Source organism: Bacillus sp. NMCC4 (assembly GCF_002998555.1).
In the GTDB taxonomy this organism is placed as follows: domain Bacteria; phylum Bacillota; class Bacilli; order Bacillales; family Bacillaceae; genus Bacillus.
Map to the genome: position 1 here is coordinate 155965 of NZ_PVRA01000001.1, position 18711 is coordinate 174675.

Annotated in this window: 18 protein-coding genes; 3 read left to right on the top strand and 15 right to left on the bottom strand. The window is 42.9% G+C overall.

Annotated features, from left to right (window positions below):
• Window positions 1-42: 42 nt before the first annotated feature.
• Window positions 43-1233 carry a tetracycline resistance MFS efflux pump gene (locus C6Y02_RS00895; RefSeq protein WP_034659885.1) on the bottom strand — a complete coding sequence of 397 codons (1191 nt, stop codon included), beginning with the start codon at window positions 1231-1233 and terminating at the stop codon, window positions 43-45.
• A gap of 157 nt (window positions 1234-1390) precedes the next feature.
• A complete protein-coding gene (locus C6Y02_RS00900) occupies window positions 1391-2626 on the bottom strand; it encodes a pyridoxal-phosphate-dependent aminotransferase family protein (protein ID WP_106030726.1) in 1236 nt (411 codons plus the stop codon).
• Between the two features lie 169 nt (window positions 2627-2795).
• Here C6Y02_RS00900 and C6Y02_RS00905 point away from each other — a divergent pair, with 169 nt between their 5' ends.
• Window positions 2796-3674: an endonuclease I family protein gene (locus tag C6Y02_RS00905; RefSeq protein WP_106030457.1), complete on the top strand. Its 879-nt coding sequence runs from the start codon at window positions 2796-2798 to the stop codon at window positions 3672-3674.
• 15 nt (window positions 3675-3689) lie between these two features.
• Here C6Y02_RS00905 and C6Y02_RS00910 read toward each other — a convergent pair whose 3' ends face one another.
• From C6Y02_RS00910 to C6Y02_RS00940, 7 genes are all read right to left on the bottom strand, one after another.
• The gene (locus C6Y02_RS00910; RefSeq protein ID WP_106030458.1) at window positions 3690-4433 is read right to left on the bottom strand and encodes an IucA/IucC family C-terminal-domain containing protein; all 744 of its coding nucleotides are present in this window, start codon (window positions 4431-4433) and stop codon (window positions 3690-3692) included.
• A gap of 21 nt (window positions 4434-4454) precedes the next feature.
• Window positions 4455-5492 carry a FecCD family ABC transporter permease gene (locus tag C6Y02_RS00915; RefSeq protein WP_106030459.1) on the bottom strand — a complete coding sequence of 346 codons (1038 nt, stop codon included), beginning with the start codon at window positions 5490-5492 and terminating at the stop codon, window positions 4455-4457.
• Entirely contained in the window at window positions 5485-6501 is a 1017-nt protein-coding gene (locus C6Y02_RS00920) for a FecCD family ABC transporter permease (RefSeq protein ID WP_106030460.1), read from the bottom strand. The genes C6Y02_RS00915 and C6Y02_RS00920 overlap by 8 nt, the downstream gene beginning before the upstream one ends.
• 70 nt (window positions 6502-6571) lie before the next feature.
• Window positions 6572-7525, bottom strand: a complete 954-nt coding sequence (locus C6Y02_RS00925) for an ABC transporter substrate-binding protein (protein WP_106030461.1) — start codon at window positions 7523-7525, stop codon at window positions 6572-6574.
• A 309-nt stretch (window positions 7526-7834) separates the two neighbouring features.
• Window positions 7835-8239 (bottom strand): phosphate-starvation-inducible protein PsiE, encoded by a 405-nt coding sequence (gene psiE, locus C6Y02_RS00930; protein ID WP_106030462.1) that lies wholly within the window; start codon window positions 8237-8239, stop codon window positions 7835-7837.
• Window positions 8240-8276: 37 nt separating this feature from the next.
• Entirely contained in the window at window positions 8277-9584 is a 1308-nt protein-coding gene (locus C6Y02_RS00935; RefSeq protein ID WP_106030463.1) for a HAMP domain-containing sensor histidine kinase, read from the bottom strand.
• Window positions 9571-10266, bottom strand: coding sequence for a response regulator transcription factor (locus tag C6Y02_RS00940; protein ID WP_106030464.1), 696 nt, complete (start codon window positions 10264-10266; stop codon window positions 9571-9573). The genes C6Y02_RS00935 and C6Y02_RS00940 overlap by 14 nt, the downstream gene beginning before the upstream one ends.
• Before the next feature lie 252 nt (window positions 10267-10518).
• Here C6Y02_RS00940 and C6Y02_RS00945 point away from each other — a divergent pair, with 252 nt between their 5' ends.
• On the top strand, window positions 10519-11724 hold the full coding sequence (locus C6Y02_RS00945; RefSeq protein ID WP_106030465.1) for a DUF418 domain-containing protein: 1206 nt from the start codon (window positions 10519-10521) through the stop codon (window positions 11722-11724).
• A 60-nt stretch (window positions 11725-11784) separates the two neighbouring features.
• Here the strand turns inward: C6Y02_RS00945 and C6Y02_RS00950 are convergent, their stop codons facing one another.
• On the bottom strand, window positions 11785-12717 hold the full coding sequence (locus tag C6Y02_RS00950) for a helix-turn-helix transcriptional regulator (protein ID WP_106030466.1): 933 nt from the start codon (window positions 12715-12717) through the stop codon (window positions 11785-11787).
• A gap of 84 nt (window positions 12718-12801) precedes the next feature.
• On the opposite strand from C6Y02_RS00950, the gene C6Y02_RS00955 reads away from it, so the two are divergent.
• Window positions 12802-13452 carry an FMN-dependent NADH-azoreductase gene (locus C6Y02_RS00955; protein ID WP_106030467.1) on the top strand — a complete coding sequence of 217 codons (651 nt, stop codon included), beginning with the start codon at window positions 12802-12804 and terminating at the stop codon, window positions 13450-13452.
• 65 nt (window positions 13453-13517) lie between these two features.
• On the opposite strand, the gene sufB is transcribed toward C6Y02_RS00955, so the two are convergent.
• Genes sufB through sufC form a run of 5 tightly spaced genes read right to left on the bottom strand, consistent with a single transcriptional unit; the run spans window position 13518 to window position 18706 of the window.
• A complete protein-coding gene (gene sufB / locus C6Y02_RS00960; protein WP_034659904.1) occupies window positions 13518-14915 on the bottom strand; it encodes a Fe-S cluster assembly protein SufB in 1398 nt (465 codons plus the stop codon).
• Window positions 14916-14932: 17 nt separating this feature from the next.
• Window positions 14933-15379: a Fe-S cluster assembly sulfur transfer protein SufU gene (sufU, locus tag C6Y02_RS00965; RefSeq protein ID WP_008347017.1), complete on the bottom strand. Its 447-nt coding sequence runs from the start codon at window positions 15377-15379 to the stop codon at window positions 14933-14935.
• A complete protein-coding gene (locus C6Y02_RS00970; protein WP_034659905.1) occupies window positions 15369-16589 on the bottom strand; it encodes a cysteine desulfurase in 1221 nt (406 codons plus the stop codon). The genes sufU and C6Y02_RS00970 overlap by 11 nt, the downstream gene beginning before the upstream one ends.
• Window positions 16589-17902, bottom strand: coding sequence for a Fe-S cluster assembly protein SufD (gene sufD, locus C6Y02_RS00975; RefSeq protein WP_034659906.1), 1314 nt, complete (start codon window positions 17900-17902; stop codon window positions 16589-16591). Before sufD ends, C6Y02_RS00970 begins: the two co-directional genes overlap by 1 nt.
• Before the next feature lie 18 nt (window positions 17903-17920).
• The gene (sufC, locus tag C6Y02_RS00980) at window positions 17921-18706 is read right to left on the bottom strand and encodes a Fe-S cluster assembly ATPase SufC (RefSeq protein WP_003213654.1); all 786 of its coding nucleotides are present in this window, start codon (window positions 18704-18706) and stop codon (window positions 17921-17923) included.
• Window positions 18707-18711: the final 5 nt, after the last annotated feature.

Sequence of the window (18711 nt, forward strand, 5' to 3'; positions counted from 1 at the left end):
AACCGATCAATCTGTGCTGATCGGTTTTTTTATAAACAAATTTTAAGAAATTGCAGAAGTATGCTGCACTTTTTTCCCCCACACGATGGATGCAATGAAGCTTATGCAAAGCACCAATGTTCCGAGCATAAAAGGAAACTCAATATTCACATCAAATAAAATCCCAGCAAGGCTCGGTCCGACAATATTGGCAAGGCTCATAAAGGATGTATTAAGGCCGCCCGCTACTCCTTGCTGATTACCTGCCATTTTGGACAGCAATGTATTGAGAGCTGGACGAACAAATGAAGTAGCCGACAAAAATAAAATAGAGCCTGTAAAGATCAGCCAAAAGGACGGCGCAACACGGCAGACGATGAGCATCAAAGCCGCTCCTAGCAGTGCATAACGCACGACGCGCATTTCACCAAATCGTTTCACACAGGCATTCACCAACGCACCTTGGACAAGCACGCCAGCAAGACCCGCAACCGTAATCACAAACGCAATATCCTTCGGTGTAAATCCATGTTTTTGGTCTACATATAAGCCGAAAATCGATTCAAAGTGAATAATGCCAAAATTGAGGACAAACGCCAATATAAACAAAAAACCGTAGGATGTCTTTAAAGCTTGCATCATTTGCACAAAAGGGTTGAAATGAATGTCTTTGTTTAACCGCGCTTCTTCCTGCTTTTCCTTTGTTAAAGTTTCAGGTAAAAACAGGATGGATAATAGGGTAGAAAGAGCTGCAAAGGAACCTGCGATGAGAAAAGGAAAAGCGATCCCATACTCGACCAAATAGCCGCCTACGCCTGGTCCAATAACAAAGCCTAACGTCATTGCTGCACTAAATAGCCCCATTCCTTTCCCTCGGTCCTTCTCACTTGTGATATCAGCAATGTATGCAAACATGGCTGGCATGAGTAAAGCTCCGGCCGCACCGCCTAAAAAACGTGATACAAACAGCATCCACAGCTGATCAGCAAATGCAAAAATAAACTGGGCAATGGTAAAGCCGGCAATCCCGGCAATGATCAATTTTCTACGTCCAAATCGATCGGTCAGTGCGCCTGCGACCGGCGATAAAGCAAACTGTGTGAGACCTGTTGCAGCGACAAGAAAACCGAGTGTTTTTCCTGTTGCGCCAAAGGCTTCAATATAACTTGGCATGACAGGGACAATGAGGCCAAAGCCAAGCATGGCAATAAAAATATTGAGCATCAAAATGTATAACCTGCCCATTTTCTTCATATCAAAAAACCTCTTTCTGCAAAATAAATGAAAATGATGTCAAAAACTCAGAACTTCTTCAGTATAGCGATATCACTATCTATAAGTCTAGTTTTTCAAAAATTAGTTTTCTTTTCCAAATAAAAAATACCCGCAAATAGCGAGTATCCGTATGACTTTATTCACCTTGTTCATAGATAGAAAGAGCCGCCTGAAGCCCTGCTCCGCAATGGATGGATGCACCGTGTTTGATTAGAATCGCTTCCAGCCCTGCTAACACAAACAGCACGTTTTCTTTTCTACAGCTATAGCCCATTGTGCCAATTCTCCATATACGTCCGGCTAGCGGTCCAAAGGAGCTTGCGATTTCAATGCCAAAATGCTTAAGCAGATCGGCACGTACCGCTTCTCCATCAACACCATTTGGAATCTCAATACATGTCACAACTGGCATTTTACAATGTGGATCACCGAACAATTCAAGTCCCATCGCTTCAAGACCTTTTATCAAGGCTTTCTCGTGATATGCGTGCCTTTGAAAACGCTCAGACAGTCCTTCTTCCAGCACAACACGAACCCCTTCACGAAGTGCATAGAGCATCGTTGTCGCTTCTGTATGATGATTTAATCGTCTAGGGCTCCAATAATCCTGGAGCTGGCTGAGATCAAAGTAATTGCTTTTAATTGGAGAAATATCCATTTGCTCCTGCAATTCATCCTGTGTCGCAATTCCCTTTTCCACTTTCTTTCTCGATTCAACGACAGCTGCCACCCGGTCATTATACGTGATAGGTGACATGCCTGATGGAACAGACAAGCACTTCTGCGTACCGCCAATCGCCGCATCAATCTTCCATTCGTCCACTTTCACCTGGGCCCCGCCAATGGTTGCTACAGCGTCTACAATGAACAGTGCATCGAGTTCTCGGCACGCTTCACCAATTTGCTCAAGCGGCTGCAACCGCCCCGTGGATGTTTCACCATGGACCATCGCAACGATTCTAGGCTTGACCTGCTTCATTTCCTGAATGATATCGCTAGGATCAAAAACCGTTCCCCATTCACATTCCATTGTATGTACCTCAGCACCATAGCGCTGTCCTATTTCAATGAGCAGATGACCGAAGCGGCCAAAGACAGGCACAAGCATTGAATCACCCGGCTCAATGACACTGGCAAGCACAGCTTCAAGCCCTGAACGAGACGTGCCGTCAATCGGAAAAGCCCATTCATTTTCTGTTTGGAAAAGCGACCGCAATAAGGTCATCGTTTCATTCATGATATGTGTAAATGCTGGATCAAATTGACCGAGAATTGGGGTACTCATCACACGGAGCACTCTCGGGTCTACTTCAACAGGTCCTGGTGTCATAATCGTTCTTGAAGGTATTTGCAGTTCTTTCACGTTATCCATCCTCTCCCTTGCCGCCATCCTATATGCCCACTTATACAGCAATGCTGTTAAAATAGCAATCTCATTTCCTACGAATTCATTACATAACATTTACGATAAATCCATTTATTTCTTTCTGACAATATGATAGAAATAAAGAGAATACATTCCCTATTAAGGAGGAAATCGAATGAAGAGAACCTTATTTGGAACTGTGGCTGCCGGAATCATGATATTCGGCACGTTAGCCGCCCCGCTGCCTCCAGCTGCGAATGCTCAAAGCTTTACTCTGAATGAACCGAGCCAAACCATCACATTTTCCCCGTTACAGCTTCAAAACGAAACATCTGCACAACAAGCGAAAACAGCCGCTACAAGTCAAATCGATTCCTATTATCAATCTGCTAATGGCAAATCAGGACCCGCTCTAAAGAAAGCTTTACACGATATTATTGATGATCATAAGCAGCTATCCTACAGCCAGGTTTGGGATGCCTTAAAGAAAACAGATGAAGATCCAAAAAATCCAAGCAATGTGCTCTTGCTCTATAGCGGTGTCTCTCGCTCAAAGCAAGCGAATGGCGGAAATGTTGGCCAGTGGAACCGGGAGCATGTCTGGGCTAAGTCACACGGCAATTTTGGGACAAGCCAGGGCCCAGGTACAGATCTCCATCATCTGCGGGCAACAGACGTGCAAACGAATAGCACACGAGGAAATTTAGATTTTGATCTGGGCGGAAATGAATACAAGGGAGCACCGGGTAATTTCTACGATAGCGACTCATTCGAACCTCATAGCCGGGTGAAAGGGGATGTGGCAAGAATGCTCTTTTATATGGCGGTGCGGTACGAGGGCGATGACCGCTTTCCAGATTTAGAATTAAACGACAAAGTGAATAATGGAAGCGCCCCTCTCCATGGCAAAATGTCCGTACTTCTCAAGTGGCACAAACAAGATCCAGTCGATCAAATCGAACGGAACCGCAACGAGATCATTTATGAAACGTATCAGAACAACCGCAATCCCTTTATCGATCACCCAGAATGGGCAGGCGCGATTTGGGAATAAAAAAGAAGGGCACTGCTATGAGCAAGCAGTGCCTTTCTTTTTTTCAAGCGGACAGACAAGACAATAATCGAGACTCTCCGATTTTTTCTCGAGCTTATAATACATACAGCAGGTCTTTCGGTCGGATGTTTCTAGTAAACTGTCATCTAAGTTTAAGCTGTGATGAAATGGATTTTGTTTTGCTCCGAATACATCACCAGCCGCTTGCTTCAGATACAGATAATCCTCCCGCACGCGCTGCTTCACCGCAGGCTCTTCGGCTTCCCGCATCATGCTGCGATAAAGAGAATTGATACGAACCGCTATATTCTCCCACAAAATGGTATACGGAAGTCTTGAAGTGCGCTTCAGCACGTCTAAAAGAGGTGTAACACACTCCGTAAACAGCGCATGCACAACCTGCTCTCTCCATTCATGCCGATCTCCTTCTAGTGGAACAAACGAACACAATGACTCATCAATTTCAATTTTCCGATCCTCTCTAAAGGCACATGCCTCCGGTGGAAACTGATAGACACCGTCATACAGCGTCATCATGTACAAAGAGGAACTGACGGCTAAGTAGGCATAACGCTTTGAAAACATCGACGCTGCCACCGCCACATTCGGTGCATGCATGGCTTCCTTTTCAGCCTCTAATAAACGCAGGACAGATGCTTCTGAAAAAAGCGCAGCAAGTGTGCGGTCAGATGTCATTGGTCCATTTGTGATGTGTACCCCGAAATCAAGTAATTCTCTCTCAACCCACTCTGGCCTCATATCAAAACCTCCATCTTTCGTTTATCGATTTCGCTGCTGGTATAACAAATAAATAAAGAACGGTGCACCAATTGCAGCCGTGAATACACCTGCTGGTACATCTAACGGTAGAAAAGCCGTTCTAGCGACTAAATCTGCCAGCATCACGAGAATACTTCCAACAAGCGCAGATGCCGGCACCAGCGCAATGAAGGAACGGCCGATGATCATCCGTGCGACATGCGGCGCCATCAGTCCAACAAATTCAATACCGCCTGCAAAGGCAACGGCAATCCCCGCCAATGTCACACTCATCAGTAGAAAGAATAACCGTTTTGCCTGCACTTTTACCCCGAGGCCTGTTGCGAGATCATCTCCAAGCTCCTTCACATTCATCGTTCTTGCTAACACCATGACAATCGGTAAAATGATCATGATCCAAGGAAGCATCGACGTGACGTCCTTCATCGTAGAACCATATAAACTGCCCGTCAGCCAAATATATGACTTTGTCGTCGTCATCGTATCACTAAGAACAAGAGTAAACGTCACACACGCCTTCATAATAGCAGAAATCCCAATTCCCATTAGGACAAGTGTGATCGGCTTGACTCCTTTTTTCCATGAAAGCAAATAAATGAGGCACGATACGGCAAAAGCCCCTGCAATCGCCCATAGGGATTGGTACGCAATAGGCACAGTGCCCATCCAAAAGACAATAAACATAATCGCCCCAAACGAAGCACCACTCGTAATCCCAATGATGTCAGGCGATGCAAGCGGATTGCGGATTAATCCTTGCAAAATAAGCCCTGATACCGCAAGCGCGGCCCCCACTAAGACAGCCAGCAGTGTTCTTGGAATCCTCAGCGTATTGAGCACAAAGGTGTTTCCCTCTCCCTGACCGATTAAATGAAGCAGCACATCCATCGGCTGAATAAACCGGCTGCCCATACAGAGACTGAGAATAAATAATCCAAAAGCAACGGCCGTCAATAAAAGTAAAATCAAAAACGTCCGCTTTGAAAATTGAAATGATATGCGTCCGCCCTTTGAACGCACTGTATATGTTTTAGCCACCTGTCTTCAACCCCTTGCGCACGAGATAAACAAATAGAGGCGCTCCTGCTACCGCCGTCATTACACCAATCGGCACTTCCTGCGGCATGATCAGAAAACGAGCCGCAAGGTCTGCGACAAGTAAAAGCGACGCCCCCACAACGGCACAATACGGAAGTACCCAGCGGTGGTCAGGTCCGACAAGCTTTTTCACAATATGCGGCACTAGAAAACCAACAAACCCAATCGATCCTGCGACAGCGACGGAACCACCCGCTAAAAAGACGACGAGAACTCCCATCGTGATTTTCAGCAGCAGCGTACGCTGTCCGAGCCCCTTGGCAATATCATCTCCTGACAAAAGGACATTGATGGAGCGTCCAAGAAGCAGCGCCACAACTGTTGCCCCTAAAATATAAGGCAAAACAGGAATTAACATATCAATGCTTCTTCCAGACACTGAACCCGCCATCCAGAACAGGATGCTTTGAATCGACTGTTCATTCACGATTAAAAGACCTTGTGTAAAGGACGCAAACAGTGCAGATATCGCCGCACCTGCAAGGACAATTTTGACCGGTGTCAATCCATCTCTTCCAATGGAGCCCAAGAGAAAAACGAGCATCCCTGCAATCGCAGCACCTAAAAAGGCAGTCCACATATAGCCTGTTAATGACTCTGTTGAAAAGAAAACAATTGAAATGACGATAAAAAATAGTCCACCTGCATTAATGCCTAACAAATCTGGCGCCGCAAGCGGGTTTCTCGTTAATGCCTGCATGAGTGCACCTGAAATGGCTAGACTTGATCCAACAACCGCTGCGATTAAAGCTCTTGATAATCTGGATGTCATGACAATGACACTGTTTGGATCCGATTCATCAAAATGAAGAAACGCATGGATGGTGGCTTTGAGGGAGATTGAGGTTTGCCCAAGAGATATGCTCAGCATAAAAAAGACCAACATCAATACAACGAATCCAGCAAACAGCAGCGCCTTGCTCGAATCCTTTTTTAATAAACTTCTCATCTGATTCCCGCTTTCAATCTGTTATGGAAAAAGGAGAAAATGGTTTTTCACATTTTCTCCTCTGCTATCCTTATTTATCAATTCCGAGACGATCATAAATATCATCAAGCATCATGTTTGCAGCAGTGATACCGCCTGCCATGTTCCAAGTGATTTCATCGACTTTATGCACTTGTTTCGCTTTCACTGCGTCAAGCTGCTTCCATAAAGGATGACTCGTCCACTCTTTATATGCTTTTTCAACCGCTTTATCCTGATCATCCATGAAGTAATAGATCACATCTGCATCCATTTGTGGAATGCTCTCTTTGTCTGTAAGTGTAATGATGTCTTGCTTTTTATCTTTAACATTCTTAGGTCCTTCAAAGCCTAGCTCTGTTAAAATCGACCCTGCGAATCCAGTTTGATAGATTCTAGCATGATCTGCCCGGAAGTTCACCACAGACACACTCATTGGCCAGTTTTTGATGTCTTTTTTCGCTTTTTCTTTGAAATCAGCGACACGATCATCCCACTTCGTTAGCAATTCTTTTGATTTGTCTTGCTGATTTAACGCTTCACCCATTAATTTCACTGTATCTTTAAAAGTGAATACTGTTTCTGTTGCTACAGTTGGAGCGATTTCTTTCAGCTGATCAAAAATTTGCTCGTGGCGGATTTTTGATGCAATGATTAAATCTGGGTTAAGCTTTTCAATTTCCTCTAAGTTTGGCTGAGTTTCCTGCCCAACAATTTTGACATCTTTTAAGTCATCTCTTAAATATTTATACGTAGGTGCTTCAAGCCATGATTCAACAACACCCACTGGTTTAATGCCCATAGCGACTGCTGCATCTGTTGCTCCTTGGTACAGCGTCACCACACGTTTAGGCGATCCTTTTATTTCAGTTGAACCGATAGCGCTTTCAACGGTTCTTGTTTTTTCTTTACTAGCTGACTTGCCTTCACTGTTATTGCTGCCGCAAGCTGCAAGTAAAACGATGGAGAGCACAACTATTAGCGACCAAAAAGATTTTTTGAACATGTACCTCACCTATCCATTCTATATGTAGTCATATCGTTTGATAACGATTCTCATTATCACACTATGATTTTATCATAGAAAAGGAGGGTGTCAATGTAAATTTTTAAGAAAAAGGGAGAGTGTTGACTAGTTGTTCTCATTATTGGAATGATTGGCCTCTCTTATGTTCCTCTGGATAATCATTTACATTGAATTCCTTTTTCGTACTCTACTCCATTAATGACGACTTATTGTTCATAATCAGACTTTCTCTATCAACCTAAAAAAGACGAACGGTCATCGTTCGTCTTCTTCCCTCACTTCACTTCTTCAGGTATGTCGTTTATTGGCGATAAAGAGTGCACAAGTCATCGCAAGAATGGCCAGCGCCCACCAGAACGTCGATACAGCCTCTTCATGATCGATGATAATCAAACGAATGACAGCTGTGATGCCGATATAAATAAAGTAGCGAAGCGGAAAATGAAAGTTTGATTTAAAGTATTTAATAATTAAAGCTATAAACTCAAAATACATAAAGAAGATCAGCAGTTCTCCAAGCATCCCATAATAGCTTTCTCCTTTGTTAAACAAAGTCTTGTAGACGAATTGGACAATATACCAAGTTTCACTAATTAAGAGGACGCTTAAAGCAATCGCTAGAAAGAATAGACAGATATTCAGTAGGCCTTGCAAGAGATCGGGTACCTTTTGGAAGTTGTTGAATCGTTTCATTAGATTGTCTCTCCATTCCATATTATTTATTTGTGATTTATATTTTGATGTGCCAGAATCGCAGCACGATGTAGTAAACGCCGTTCTTTTCCATCTTTTCAAACTGTCCGTGCATGCGGCACATCATTCGTTTGATGCTTCGTTCACCAAGTCCAGTGCTTTCCTGCGTGTCATCTGTCTCTTTTATCGCATTGCTGACGTGGATCTCAAAGATTTCTTGATCGGATAGAAACGTAAGATTGATATCTTTTTTCGGATCGGCGTATTTCAGTATGTTCGACATCAGATTATCAAACACTCGGCCCAGCTCCTCGACATTCACATTGATATAGCTGTCTGGCAGCTCTCCTAAAAGATGAACCTTGAATGTCTCTTGTTGCAAGATCGCCACCTGATCTGATAAGAGATCGTAAATGACCTCTTTGACTGCAACGGTCTCAAGCTCAGGTTCATGTTCTTTATCAAGTAGAAAATAGGCGAACAGATTATCAGATAGATTTTTCAATTGCAGTGCTTTTTCATAAGCACTTGCTATATATTGATCTTTACGGGTATCCGCTCCAGCCTCCTCTTTTTTCGCAAACTCTAAATTCATCATCAGCGACGTCAGCGGTGTTCTCATATCGTGTGACATTTCAGTAACCAAGCTGCGGCTCTCTTCTTGTAGCTCGTCGATGGCTTGAAGCTTGTCCAGAAAAGCTTTACGAAGATCCTCAATACTTTTGGCAATCATCGCTAATTCGTCATGACCTTTCACCGTCATCTCATAGTCCAGCTCGCCGCCTTCAAGAATATGAATGTCTTGGTGAATCGTTTGCAGGTAGCGTAAACTTTTGCGAATACCGAGAAGAACAATAAGGAGAAAAATAAGTGTCGCTCCGAGCAGCTCAAGTGTAAAGGCAAGATCGTGGTAACGAGATGAATAGAAACCATCCACCATGACGCAGCCTTCACCGTCGCTAAACTGAACCGGAAACGAATGATGCTCGGCGTACTGGGTCACCTTTTCTTTTCCATACGCCGATTCATCCGCAGCCGAATAGATGGAGTCATATTGTAGCACTTCATCCTTGAAGATGGTCAAATTAATGTAATTCTCTTTTTTCACCCACTCACCAAACGCTTGTCGATCTGTTGAAGACAGCTTATTCTCAGAAACATAACGACTGAATTTTTGAATATATTTAGCTGACTCCTCCTCGTAATACTCGTCCGAACTCAAATATCCGTCAATGAGCTCATTGGTGATCTTTTGCAGCGTCATAAAAACAAGACCGCTCACAATGGCAGCCGCCAAAATCAGCAATGCCAGCTTTTTAGCTAGCGTATATTTACGATGTGCCAAATCGGTATCCTCTTCCCCATTCGGTTTTGATATAGACAGGACGTGCCGGATCATCCTCAATTTTGGCACGTAGCTTTCGAATATGCACCATCACCGTATTGTTAGAACAATAGAAATAAGGCTGTCCCCACACGCTCTCATAAATATTTTGGGCTGAAAAGATTTTGTTTCGCCTGCTCATCAGCAGCTTCAACATTCGATATTCTAAATCAGACAGCTTGATTTGCTGACTTTCTTTCCACACTTCATTAAATTCTTCGCTCACCCTCAGCTTGCCCCCAACAAGAAAAGTTTCTTCCTGCTCCTTCTTTTCCTGATAGACGGTATACCTGCGTAATTGTGCAATCACTCTAGCATGGAGCTCCTCTTGTGAAAAAGGCTTTGTCATATAATCATCCCCGCCGGCGAGTAAGCCTTCGGTTTTATCGAATGTACTTGATTTGGCTGTCAGAAATAGAATCGGAACGTTAGAGGAGGCTCTCATCTGCTGGCACGTTTCGATGCCTGAAATGCCTGGCATCATCACATCCAAAATCACCAAATCGAGCGAATCGTTCACAAGCTTCAATGCTTGCTCGCCATTCATCGCTCTCAGCACCTCATATCCTGCGCGTGTAAGGGATTCCTGCAAAAGGTCTCCAATATCCTGATCATCTTCTACGACTAATATTCGATGGTTCATATCTCTCTCACCTCATGATACGTGATGTACTTTCTTTTATGTCTTTACTATATATCATCTAGCTATGTGAAAAGATACAGCATAAATCTTAACAGTTTATGAATATGACCATCTGCCATCAATTTGTCACATTCATTTTCAAAAAATTGGATCTTCATAAATTGTTAAGAATTGGGCCGTATATTGATTCATTGTAAGGATCGATGTGTTGATCCGAATGACATTTATCATAACAAGAAAAGGAGCATGGATATGAATGCAAACAAAGTAGCACACGGACAACCGATGAGTCTGCGGGATCGGGTTCATTTCTTAGACATTGTACGGGGATTTGCCTTAATGGGGATTATTCTCGTCAATTACTTTTTGATCGTGGATTCGGCGAAGGGGTTCGATGTGGAAGCAAATGATGTTTTTCACAACTTGGTGAATTGGTTTGCCTCAGGGAAATTCATTACGCTGTTTTCCTTCCTATTCGGGGTTGGTTTTATGATTTTTATGGATCGAGCTGCTCAGAAGGTGGACAGCCCAAACAAGCTGTTTGCACGCAGGTTAACCATTCTCTTAGGAATTGGCCTTCTGCATGTCACCTTTGTTTGGATTGGTGATATTTTAACCCATTATGCTGCCGCTGGCTTTTTGTTACTTTTCTTTTACAAACGTAGAGCTAAAACCATCCTATACTGGCTGATCACACTCTTTGTCATACAATTGCTCACTCCTTTTTTCGCGATGCTGTTCAATACCATTAACACAGTATCCTCAGGCAAGCCAGATTTTGCTGACTTCGAGCTGGCCAGCCACAACAGCCTGACTTATCTAGCATCTATTGGTGATCGGTGGGCAGATTTGGCCACAATGGCTTCTGGTTCATTTTCTATCATCTATTCTATGTTCCTCATGTTTTTGCTTGGTGTGTATTTTGTGAAAATGGAGTTTTTCAAGAACATGGAGGCGAAAAAAGCAATTTGGAATCGCATTTGGGTCATTTTCACTATCGCGTTTATGATTACACAGAGCAGTACGATCATAGCAGCGGTCAATCCTGTTGAAAATACACTGTGGATGGACATGGCCTCTGCCCTTGAACAAAACGGTGGATTAACGGGCAGTATGTTCTATATGAGTACACTTGCGATGCTGTTTCTGCATGTTCCTCAGCTGCGAGGTGCTTTGATGATCTTTACAAAAGTCGGACGGATGTCACTGACCTGTTATTTGCTTCACTCGATCATTGGAACCATGCTATTTCTAAAGTATGGAGCGGGGCTTGCCGACCATCTTCAGCCGGCTGGTACGTTCTTCATGGCTATTGGCGTGTATGTCTTCCTTGTGCTTTTCAGTACGTTATGGTTAAAACGGTTTAAGTACGGACCGATGGAGTTTATCTGGCGTCAGCTGACGTATGGAAAGGTACATGATCAACCGAAAACAAATACAGTCACTGCGGTGAAGTAACTCACCGTGATAAAAACAGGCGAACTGTAGTAGTTCGCCTTTTCTGGAGTCTTTTATGGTTCAATACTGGTCGACCATTTCTTGCAATTGATTCAGATAACTTTCTTTTAATTCATCAGGGTATTCAATTTTCACATGTTTCCCAAATGAGATCAAATAGTGAGTCATATACGATAATTCTTCTTGGTTGTATCCACCCACAATATAAGGAGTATTCTCAATGATCTCCAATCTCATATTTGGGTAATGATTCTTCAAAAACTTTTCTTTTCCTTGTTCCGTTAATCGACATTTAAATGAGATATCATGATAAGTTTTTTCGTACTCGAGCTGCAGTTCTTTTAATTCTTCCTTCGTAAAGGTGTCTCTGATTTCTTCTTCAATCATCACGTCCTTCATAAAGTCACATCTATAGATGCCCCACTTTTTATTTCGAACATCATATGCTTTGGTGAACCAAATCCCATTTCGATAAAACAACTCAAGAAATTGCAGCCTGATCCTTTTATTTTCATTTTGAGTATAAGTCATCTTCACGATTTGATCTTCCATCATCGCCTGTAAAATCAATTCCAATTGATTTTGTTCACTGACTGGTGCGACATTATAGTAATGAATCACATCCAAAGTCTCCGTGATCATTTGTTTTCTCTCATCAGACATTGTGGCAAACAGCTTTTGCAGAATTTGTGAGTAGGATTTTTTAAATGGTGTTGCTGACACTAGGTCTAGCGCTTTAAGCGCGAAAAAAATAGCTTGAACTTCATCGATATTGAAATAAATAGGAACCAATGGAGATTGATTCACCAGTCGATATCCCCCATGTCTTCCATTTTCAACATAAAAAGCTAAGCCCATCGACTCTAGCTCTTCCATATCTCTCAAAGCCGTGCGTTTAGATATGCCAAATTCAGTTTCTAAATCCTTTAGCTGAAATGAGTATTTATCACTTAAAAAAATAAGCTCTTGGTTTAATCGTTCTGATTTTTTCATTTTGACTTTCCTTTTGAAAAAGGTGACATGTTTTGTCACCTTTATATTTTATACTCAGTTTATCAAAAGAAAAGGAGCATGTATATGCAAACATTAATCATTAACGCGCACCCTGATTTCACTCATCGAGAAAGTTATTCAAACAAACTGCAAACACTATTTTTAGAACAGTTTAAAGAAAGGTTTCCTCATGAGGAACCAACGATTTTACATTTACATGAAACTGAAATTCCTCGTATCGAAAAAGACCAGCTGCTACGTATTTGGGATAAGCAAGCATCTGAACAAACATTAACAGCTACGGAAGAAAAAATTGCTGCTGCTTCTTCTGCTTTATTGGCTCAATTCAAAGCACATCATCGAATTGTGATTGTGTCACCTGTTCATAATTTCAATGTGACTTCACGAATGAAAGATTATATAGATAATATCTTTATTGCTAGAGAAACGTTCAAATATACAGAAGCTGGTTCAGTTGGTCTGATGACTGACGATTATCGTGTACTTTTGCTTCAAGCAAGCGGCTCAATTTTCACAAATAACGATCGATATACACCTCTGGAATTTTCACATCATTACCTAAAAGAAATATTCCAAAACTTGATGGGCTTTCAACAATTTCATATTGTCCGAGCACAAGGAACAGCGATTTTAGAGGAAGAAACGATCTTGACATCTGCAGCTGACGATTTGTCTAAAGCCTTTGATGCATTTTACTCTCCTAGCGGGATGTAAGTTGTATTTTTTCAAAAACAAAAAGACCAAAAACGTTTGATATCACGTTTTTGGTCCTTTTTTTATTAACCGATAGAACCTTCCATTTCAAACTTAATCAAGCGGTTCATTTCAACGGCGTATTCCATTGGCAGTTCTTTTGTGAATGGCTCGATGAAGCCCATGACGATCATTTCTGTTGCTTCTTCTTCAGAAATTCCGCGGCTCATCAAGTAGAATAGCTGTTCTTCTGATACTTTTGATACCTTCGCTTCGTGCTCTAATGAAATGTTGTCGTTTAAGATTTCATTGTAAGGGATCGTATCAGATGTTGATTTGTTATCCATGATGAGTGTGTCACACTCGATGTTTGAGCGTGCACCCTCTGCTTTACGTCCGAAGTGAACGATTCCGCGGTATGTGACTTTACCGCCTTGTTTGGAAATCGATTTCGATACGATCGTTGAAGATGTGTTTGGTGCAAGGTGAATCATTTTCGCACCTGCATCTTGGTGCTGACCTTTACCTGCTAGGGCAATACTTAATGTCATACCTCGAGCACCTTCACCTTTTAGGATGACCGCTGGGTATTTCATTGTCAGCTTAGAACCGATGTTTCCATCAATCCATTCCATTGTCGCATTTTCTTCACATACTGTACGTTTCGTCACAAGGTTGAAGACGTTGTTTGCCCAGTTTTGAATCGTTGTATAACGGCAGTAGCCGCCCTTTTTAACGACGATTTCAACAACCGCACTGTGAAGTGAGTTTGTTGTGTAAACTGGTGCTGTACAGCCTTCTACGTAATGCACATGTGCGCCTTCATCAACAATGATCAGTGTACGCTCGAACTGACCCATGTTCTCAGAGTTGATACGGAAGTATGCTTGAAGTGGTGTATCTACTTTGACGCCCTTTGGTACGTAGATAAATGAACCACCAGACCATACAGCCGAGTTAAGCGCAGCAAATTTGTTGTCAGTCGGAGGAATGACTTTTGCCCAGTGCTCACGGAAGATGTCTTCGTTCTCTTTTAATGCGCTGTCTGTATCTTTAAACACAATGCCTAGATCTTCAAGGTCCTGCTTCATGTTGTGATACACAACCTCAGATTCATACTGAGCAGATACACCTGCTAAGTACTTTTGCTCTGCTTCTGGGATACCAAGCTTATCAAAGGTTTGTTTGATTTCTTCTGGTACTTCATCCCAAGAACGCTCAGAGCGCTCTGATGGCTTTACGTAGTACGTAATTTCATCAAAGTTTAATGCATTTAAATCTCCGCCCCATTGTGGCATCGGCATGTTGTAAAAGTGCTCAAGAGATTTCAAACGGAAGTCGAGCATCCACTGAGGCTCTTCTTTCATACGAGAAATTTCTTCAACGATCTCTTTTGTCAGTCCGCGCTCTGAACGGAAAATGGAAACGTCTTTATCAGAAAAGCCGTATTTATATTCACCAACATCTGGCATTTTTTTAGCCATCCATTTTCACTCCAATCTTATGATTTGCCGTTATCTTCGGCAGATGCGCCTTTTTCAAGCGCCTTCCAGGATAATGTTGCACATTTGATGCGGGCTGGGAATTTTGCCACTCCCTGCAGCGCCTCAATGTCACCAAGATCAATGGAATCGTCGTATTCTTTTCCTAGCATCATATCGGAGAAAATCTGAGACATTTTCAAAGCTGTTTCAATATCTTTCCCTTTAATTGCCTGCGTCATCATAGAGGCAGATGCCATCGAAATAGAGCATCCTTCTCCTTCAAATTTCGCATCAATGACTTTTTCGTCTTCGATTTTCATCGTGAGACGAATGCGGTCACCACACGTTGGGTTGTTCATATCGACGACAATACTGTCGTTTAACACACCTTTGTTTCTCGGATTTTTATAATGATCCATAATCACTTGTCTGTACAGTGTGTCTAAGTTTACATTAAAAGACATTCGTAAAATACTCCTTTGTCTTACGGAGCGCTGCGATGAGCTCGTCAATCTCTTCTTCTGTATTGTACAGATAGAAGCTTGCTCTTGCAGTCGCTGATACACCAAGCCATTTCATGAGCGGCTGTGCACAGTGGTGTCCAGCACGAATGGCGACACCTTCCGTATCCAGAACAGTTGACGCATCATGTGGATGGACGTCGTCTAAATTAAACGTCACAAGTCCAGCTCGGTGCTGCGGTCCATAAACAGTCGCACCGTCAAGCTCCTTAAAGCGCTCAAGCGCATAAGTGGCAAGCTGATGCTCGTAACGGCTGACTTCCTCCATGCCAATGTCATTTAAGAAATCAATCGCTTTTCCTAGTCCAACTGCTCCGGCAATAATCGGTGTTCCCGCTTCAAATTTCCACGGCAGCTCTTTCCAAGTAGAATCATACAAATCCACAAAGTCGATCATTTCACCGCCAAACTCAGCAGGCTCCATATTATTCAAAAGGTCCTTCTTCCCGTAAAGTACACCGATGCCAGTCGGTCCACACATTTTATGCCCAGAGAATGCGAAAAAGTCACAATCTAAGTCCTGAACATCAATTTGCATGTGTGGCGTGCTTTGCGCACCATCGACGACAATGATTGCCCCATGATCATGGGCAATTTTAGCGATCTCTTTAATCGGGTTGATGGTTCCTAATACGTTTGAGACATGTGTGACAGCGACGATTTTCGTTTGATGTGTGACCGTTTGCTTCACATCTTCAAGCGATAGCGTGCCGTCTTCCTGTAACGGAATATATTTCAATGTGGCGCCAGTTGCTTTTGCTGCTTGCTGCCAAGGGATGATATTCGCATGATGCTCCATGTGCGTAATGACAATCTCATCGCCTTCTTTGAGGTTTGCTCTAGCATAGCTGATCGCCACTGTGTTTAGTGCAGTTGTTGTACCTCTAGTAAAAATAATCTCCTGGACAGATGAAGCACGGATGAATGCACGAACTTTCTCTCTCGCACCCTCGTATGCGTCCGTTGCTTTTGTGCCAAGGGTATGAACACCCCGGTGGACGTTCGAGTTGTAAGACCGGTAATACTCATTCATTGCATCAATGACCACTCTTGGTTTTTGAGAAGTCGCTGCACTGTCCAAATACACCAAATCATGTCCGTTCACTTGCTGATGAAGGATTGGAAATTGCTCACGAACGTCTTTGATATTCATTATTTTACTTTCCTTTCAATCACAGAAACGAGCTGCTTTTTAACTCCTTCAATCGGCAGTTCTTTGACGACTGGATTTAAGAAGCCATAAATCACAAGTCTTTCTGCATCTTCTTTGGAAATCCCGCGGCTCATGAGGTAATACAATTGAATTGGATCGACACGTCCAACAGAAGCAGCGTGCCCTGCTGTGACATCATCTTCATCAATTAATAGAATTGGGTTTGCGTCACCGCGTGCTTTTTCACTCAGCATGAGAACACGTGATTCCTGCTCTGCATTTGACTTCGTTGCGCCATGCTCGATTTTACCAATTCCGTTAAAGATAGAGGATGCTTGATCCTTCATCACACCATGCTTCAAGATATACCCTTCAGAGTTTTTACCGAAGTGGATGATGCTTGTTGTAAAGTTTTCTGTTTGATTGCCCCGGCCGACAACAACGGATTTTGTATCACCGAATGTACCGTCGCCCATAAGCTTTGTGATATTTTCAGACACGACGTCTCCATCATTCATCAGGCCAAGCGCCCATTCGATTTTACTGTCACGGCCATTTGCCATACCACGTCTGTTCACATACACTGTGACACCTTCTGCAAGGTTATCTACTGCACCGTAAGTGACGCGGGCGTTTGCTCCCGTGAACACTTCAGACACGATATTGAAGATCGCATCTTCCGGCTTTGCCGTACTGATGTAGTTTTCTACATATGTCACAGCACTATGGTCGTCTGCTACGACGATGACATGGTTGAACAAAGTCGTGTCGTCATTTTCATGCAGGTAGACGGCTTGAATTGGTGCTTCAAGCTCCACATTTTTCGGTACATAGAGGAAAGCTCCGCCATTGACTAAAGCAGCGTGTAAAGCTGTTAGTTTATGCTCATCTACTTTCACTGCATCAGTCATGAAGTATTTCTGCACTAGATCTCCATGTTCGCGGATCGCTGTATGAAGGTCAGTGAAGATCACGCCTTTGTCTTTCGCTTCCGTTGAAAGAGACAAGTATGCTGGCGTTTGATCACGCTGAATGTAGACTGTCTTATCCGTGTCCTCTAAATCAATGAGAGATTTCACTTCTTCAGGAAGCTCTTCTAATGATCCAAATGGCGCACTTTCGACTGTATGCTGTTTGAAATTGGTTAAATTCCATTTAGAAATATTCGTTTTGTCAGGCTTTGGCATTGGAAGGTCTTCTGCTTTTTCAAGAGCCTGTAAGCGAAGGGAGCTCATCCATGCCGGTTCCTGATGCTTCTCGGAGAAGCTTTTGACATAATCTTGATCTACTGATAATTTCGTTTCTAATGTCATCAATAATCCTCCTAACGCTTACGCTTCTTGACCAACAGTTTCGTCTTCAATTCCTAACTCTTTTTTAATCCAGTCATAGCCTTCTGCTTCTAAACGCTGCGCGAGCTCTGGTCCGCCAGATTTCACGATACGTCCTTGCATCATGACATGAACATGATCTGGTGTGATGTAGTTCAGTAGACGCTGATAGTGAGTGATCATTAAGCAGCCGAAGCTTTCGCCGCGCATTCTGTTAATTCCTTTAGAAACCACTTTCAAAGCATCGATATCAAGACCAGAATCGATTTCGTCAAGAATCGCAATCTTTGGTTCAATCATCATTAATTGAAGAATTTCATTGCGTTTTTTCTCCCCGCCTGAGAAACCTTCGTTTAGGTAGCGCTGCGCCATGTCTGGGTCCATTTCAAGGAACTCCATGTTTTCGTCCATTTTGCGGATGAATTTCATCAGAGAGATTTCATCGCCTTCTTCTCTGCGAGCGTTAATAGCAGAACGAAGGAAGTCCGCATTTGTGACACCACTAATTTCAGATGGGTATTGCATCGCAAGGAAAAGACCTGCTTGAGCGCGCTCATCTACTTCCATTTCAAGCACATCTTCGCCATCTAGCAAAATGCTGCCTTTTGTTACTTCATATTTAGGGTGTCCCATAATTGCAGCAGATAAAGTTGATTTACCTGTACCGTTTGGTCCCATTACTGCGTGGAATTCTCCACCTTTTATCTCGAGGTTTACACCCTTTAAGATTTCTTTCCCTTCAATCTCAACGTGCAAGTCCTTAATTGTTAATGTCGAAGCAGTCATATATC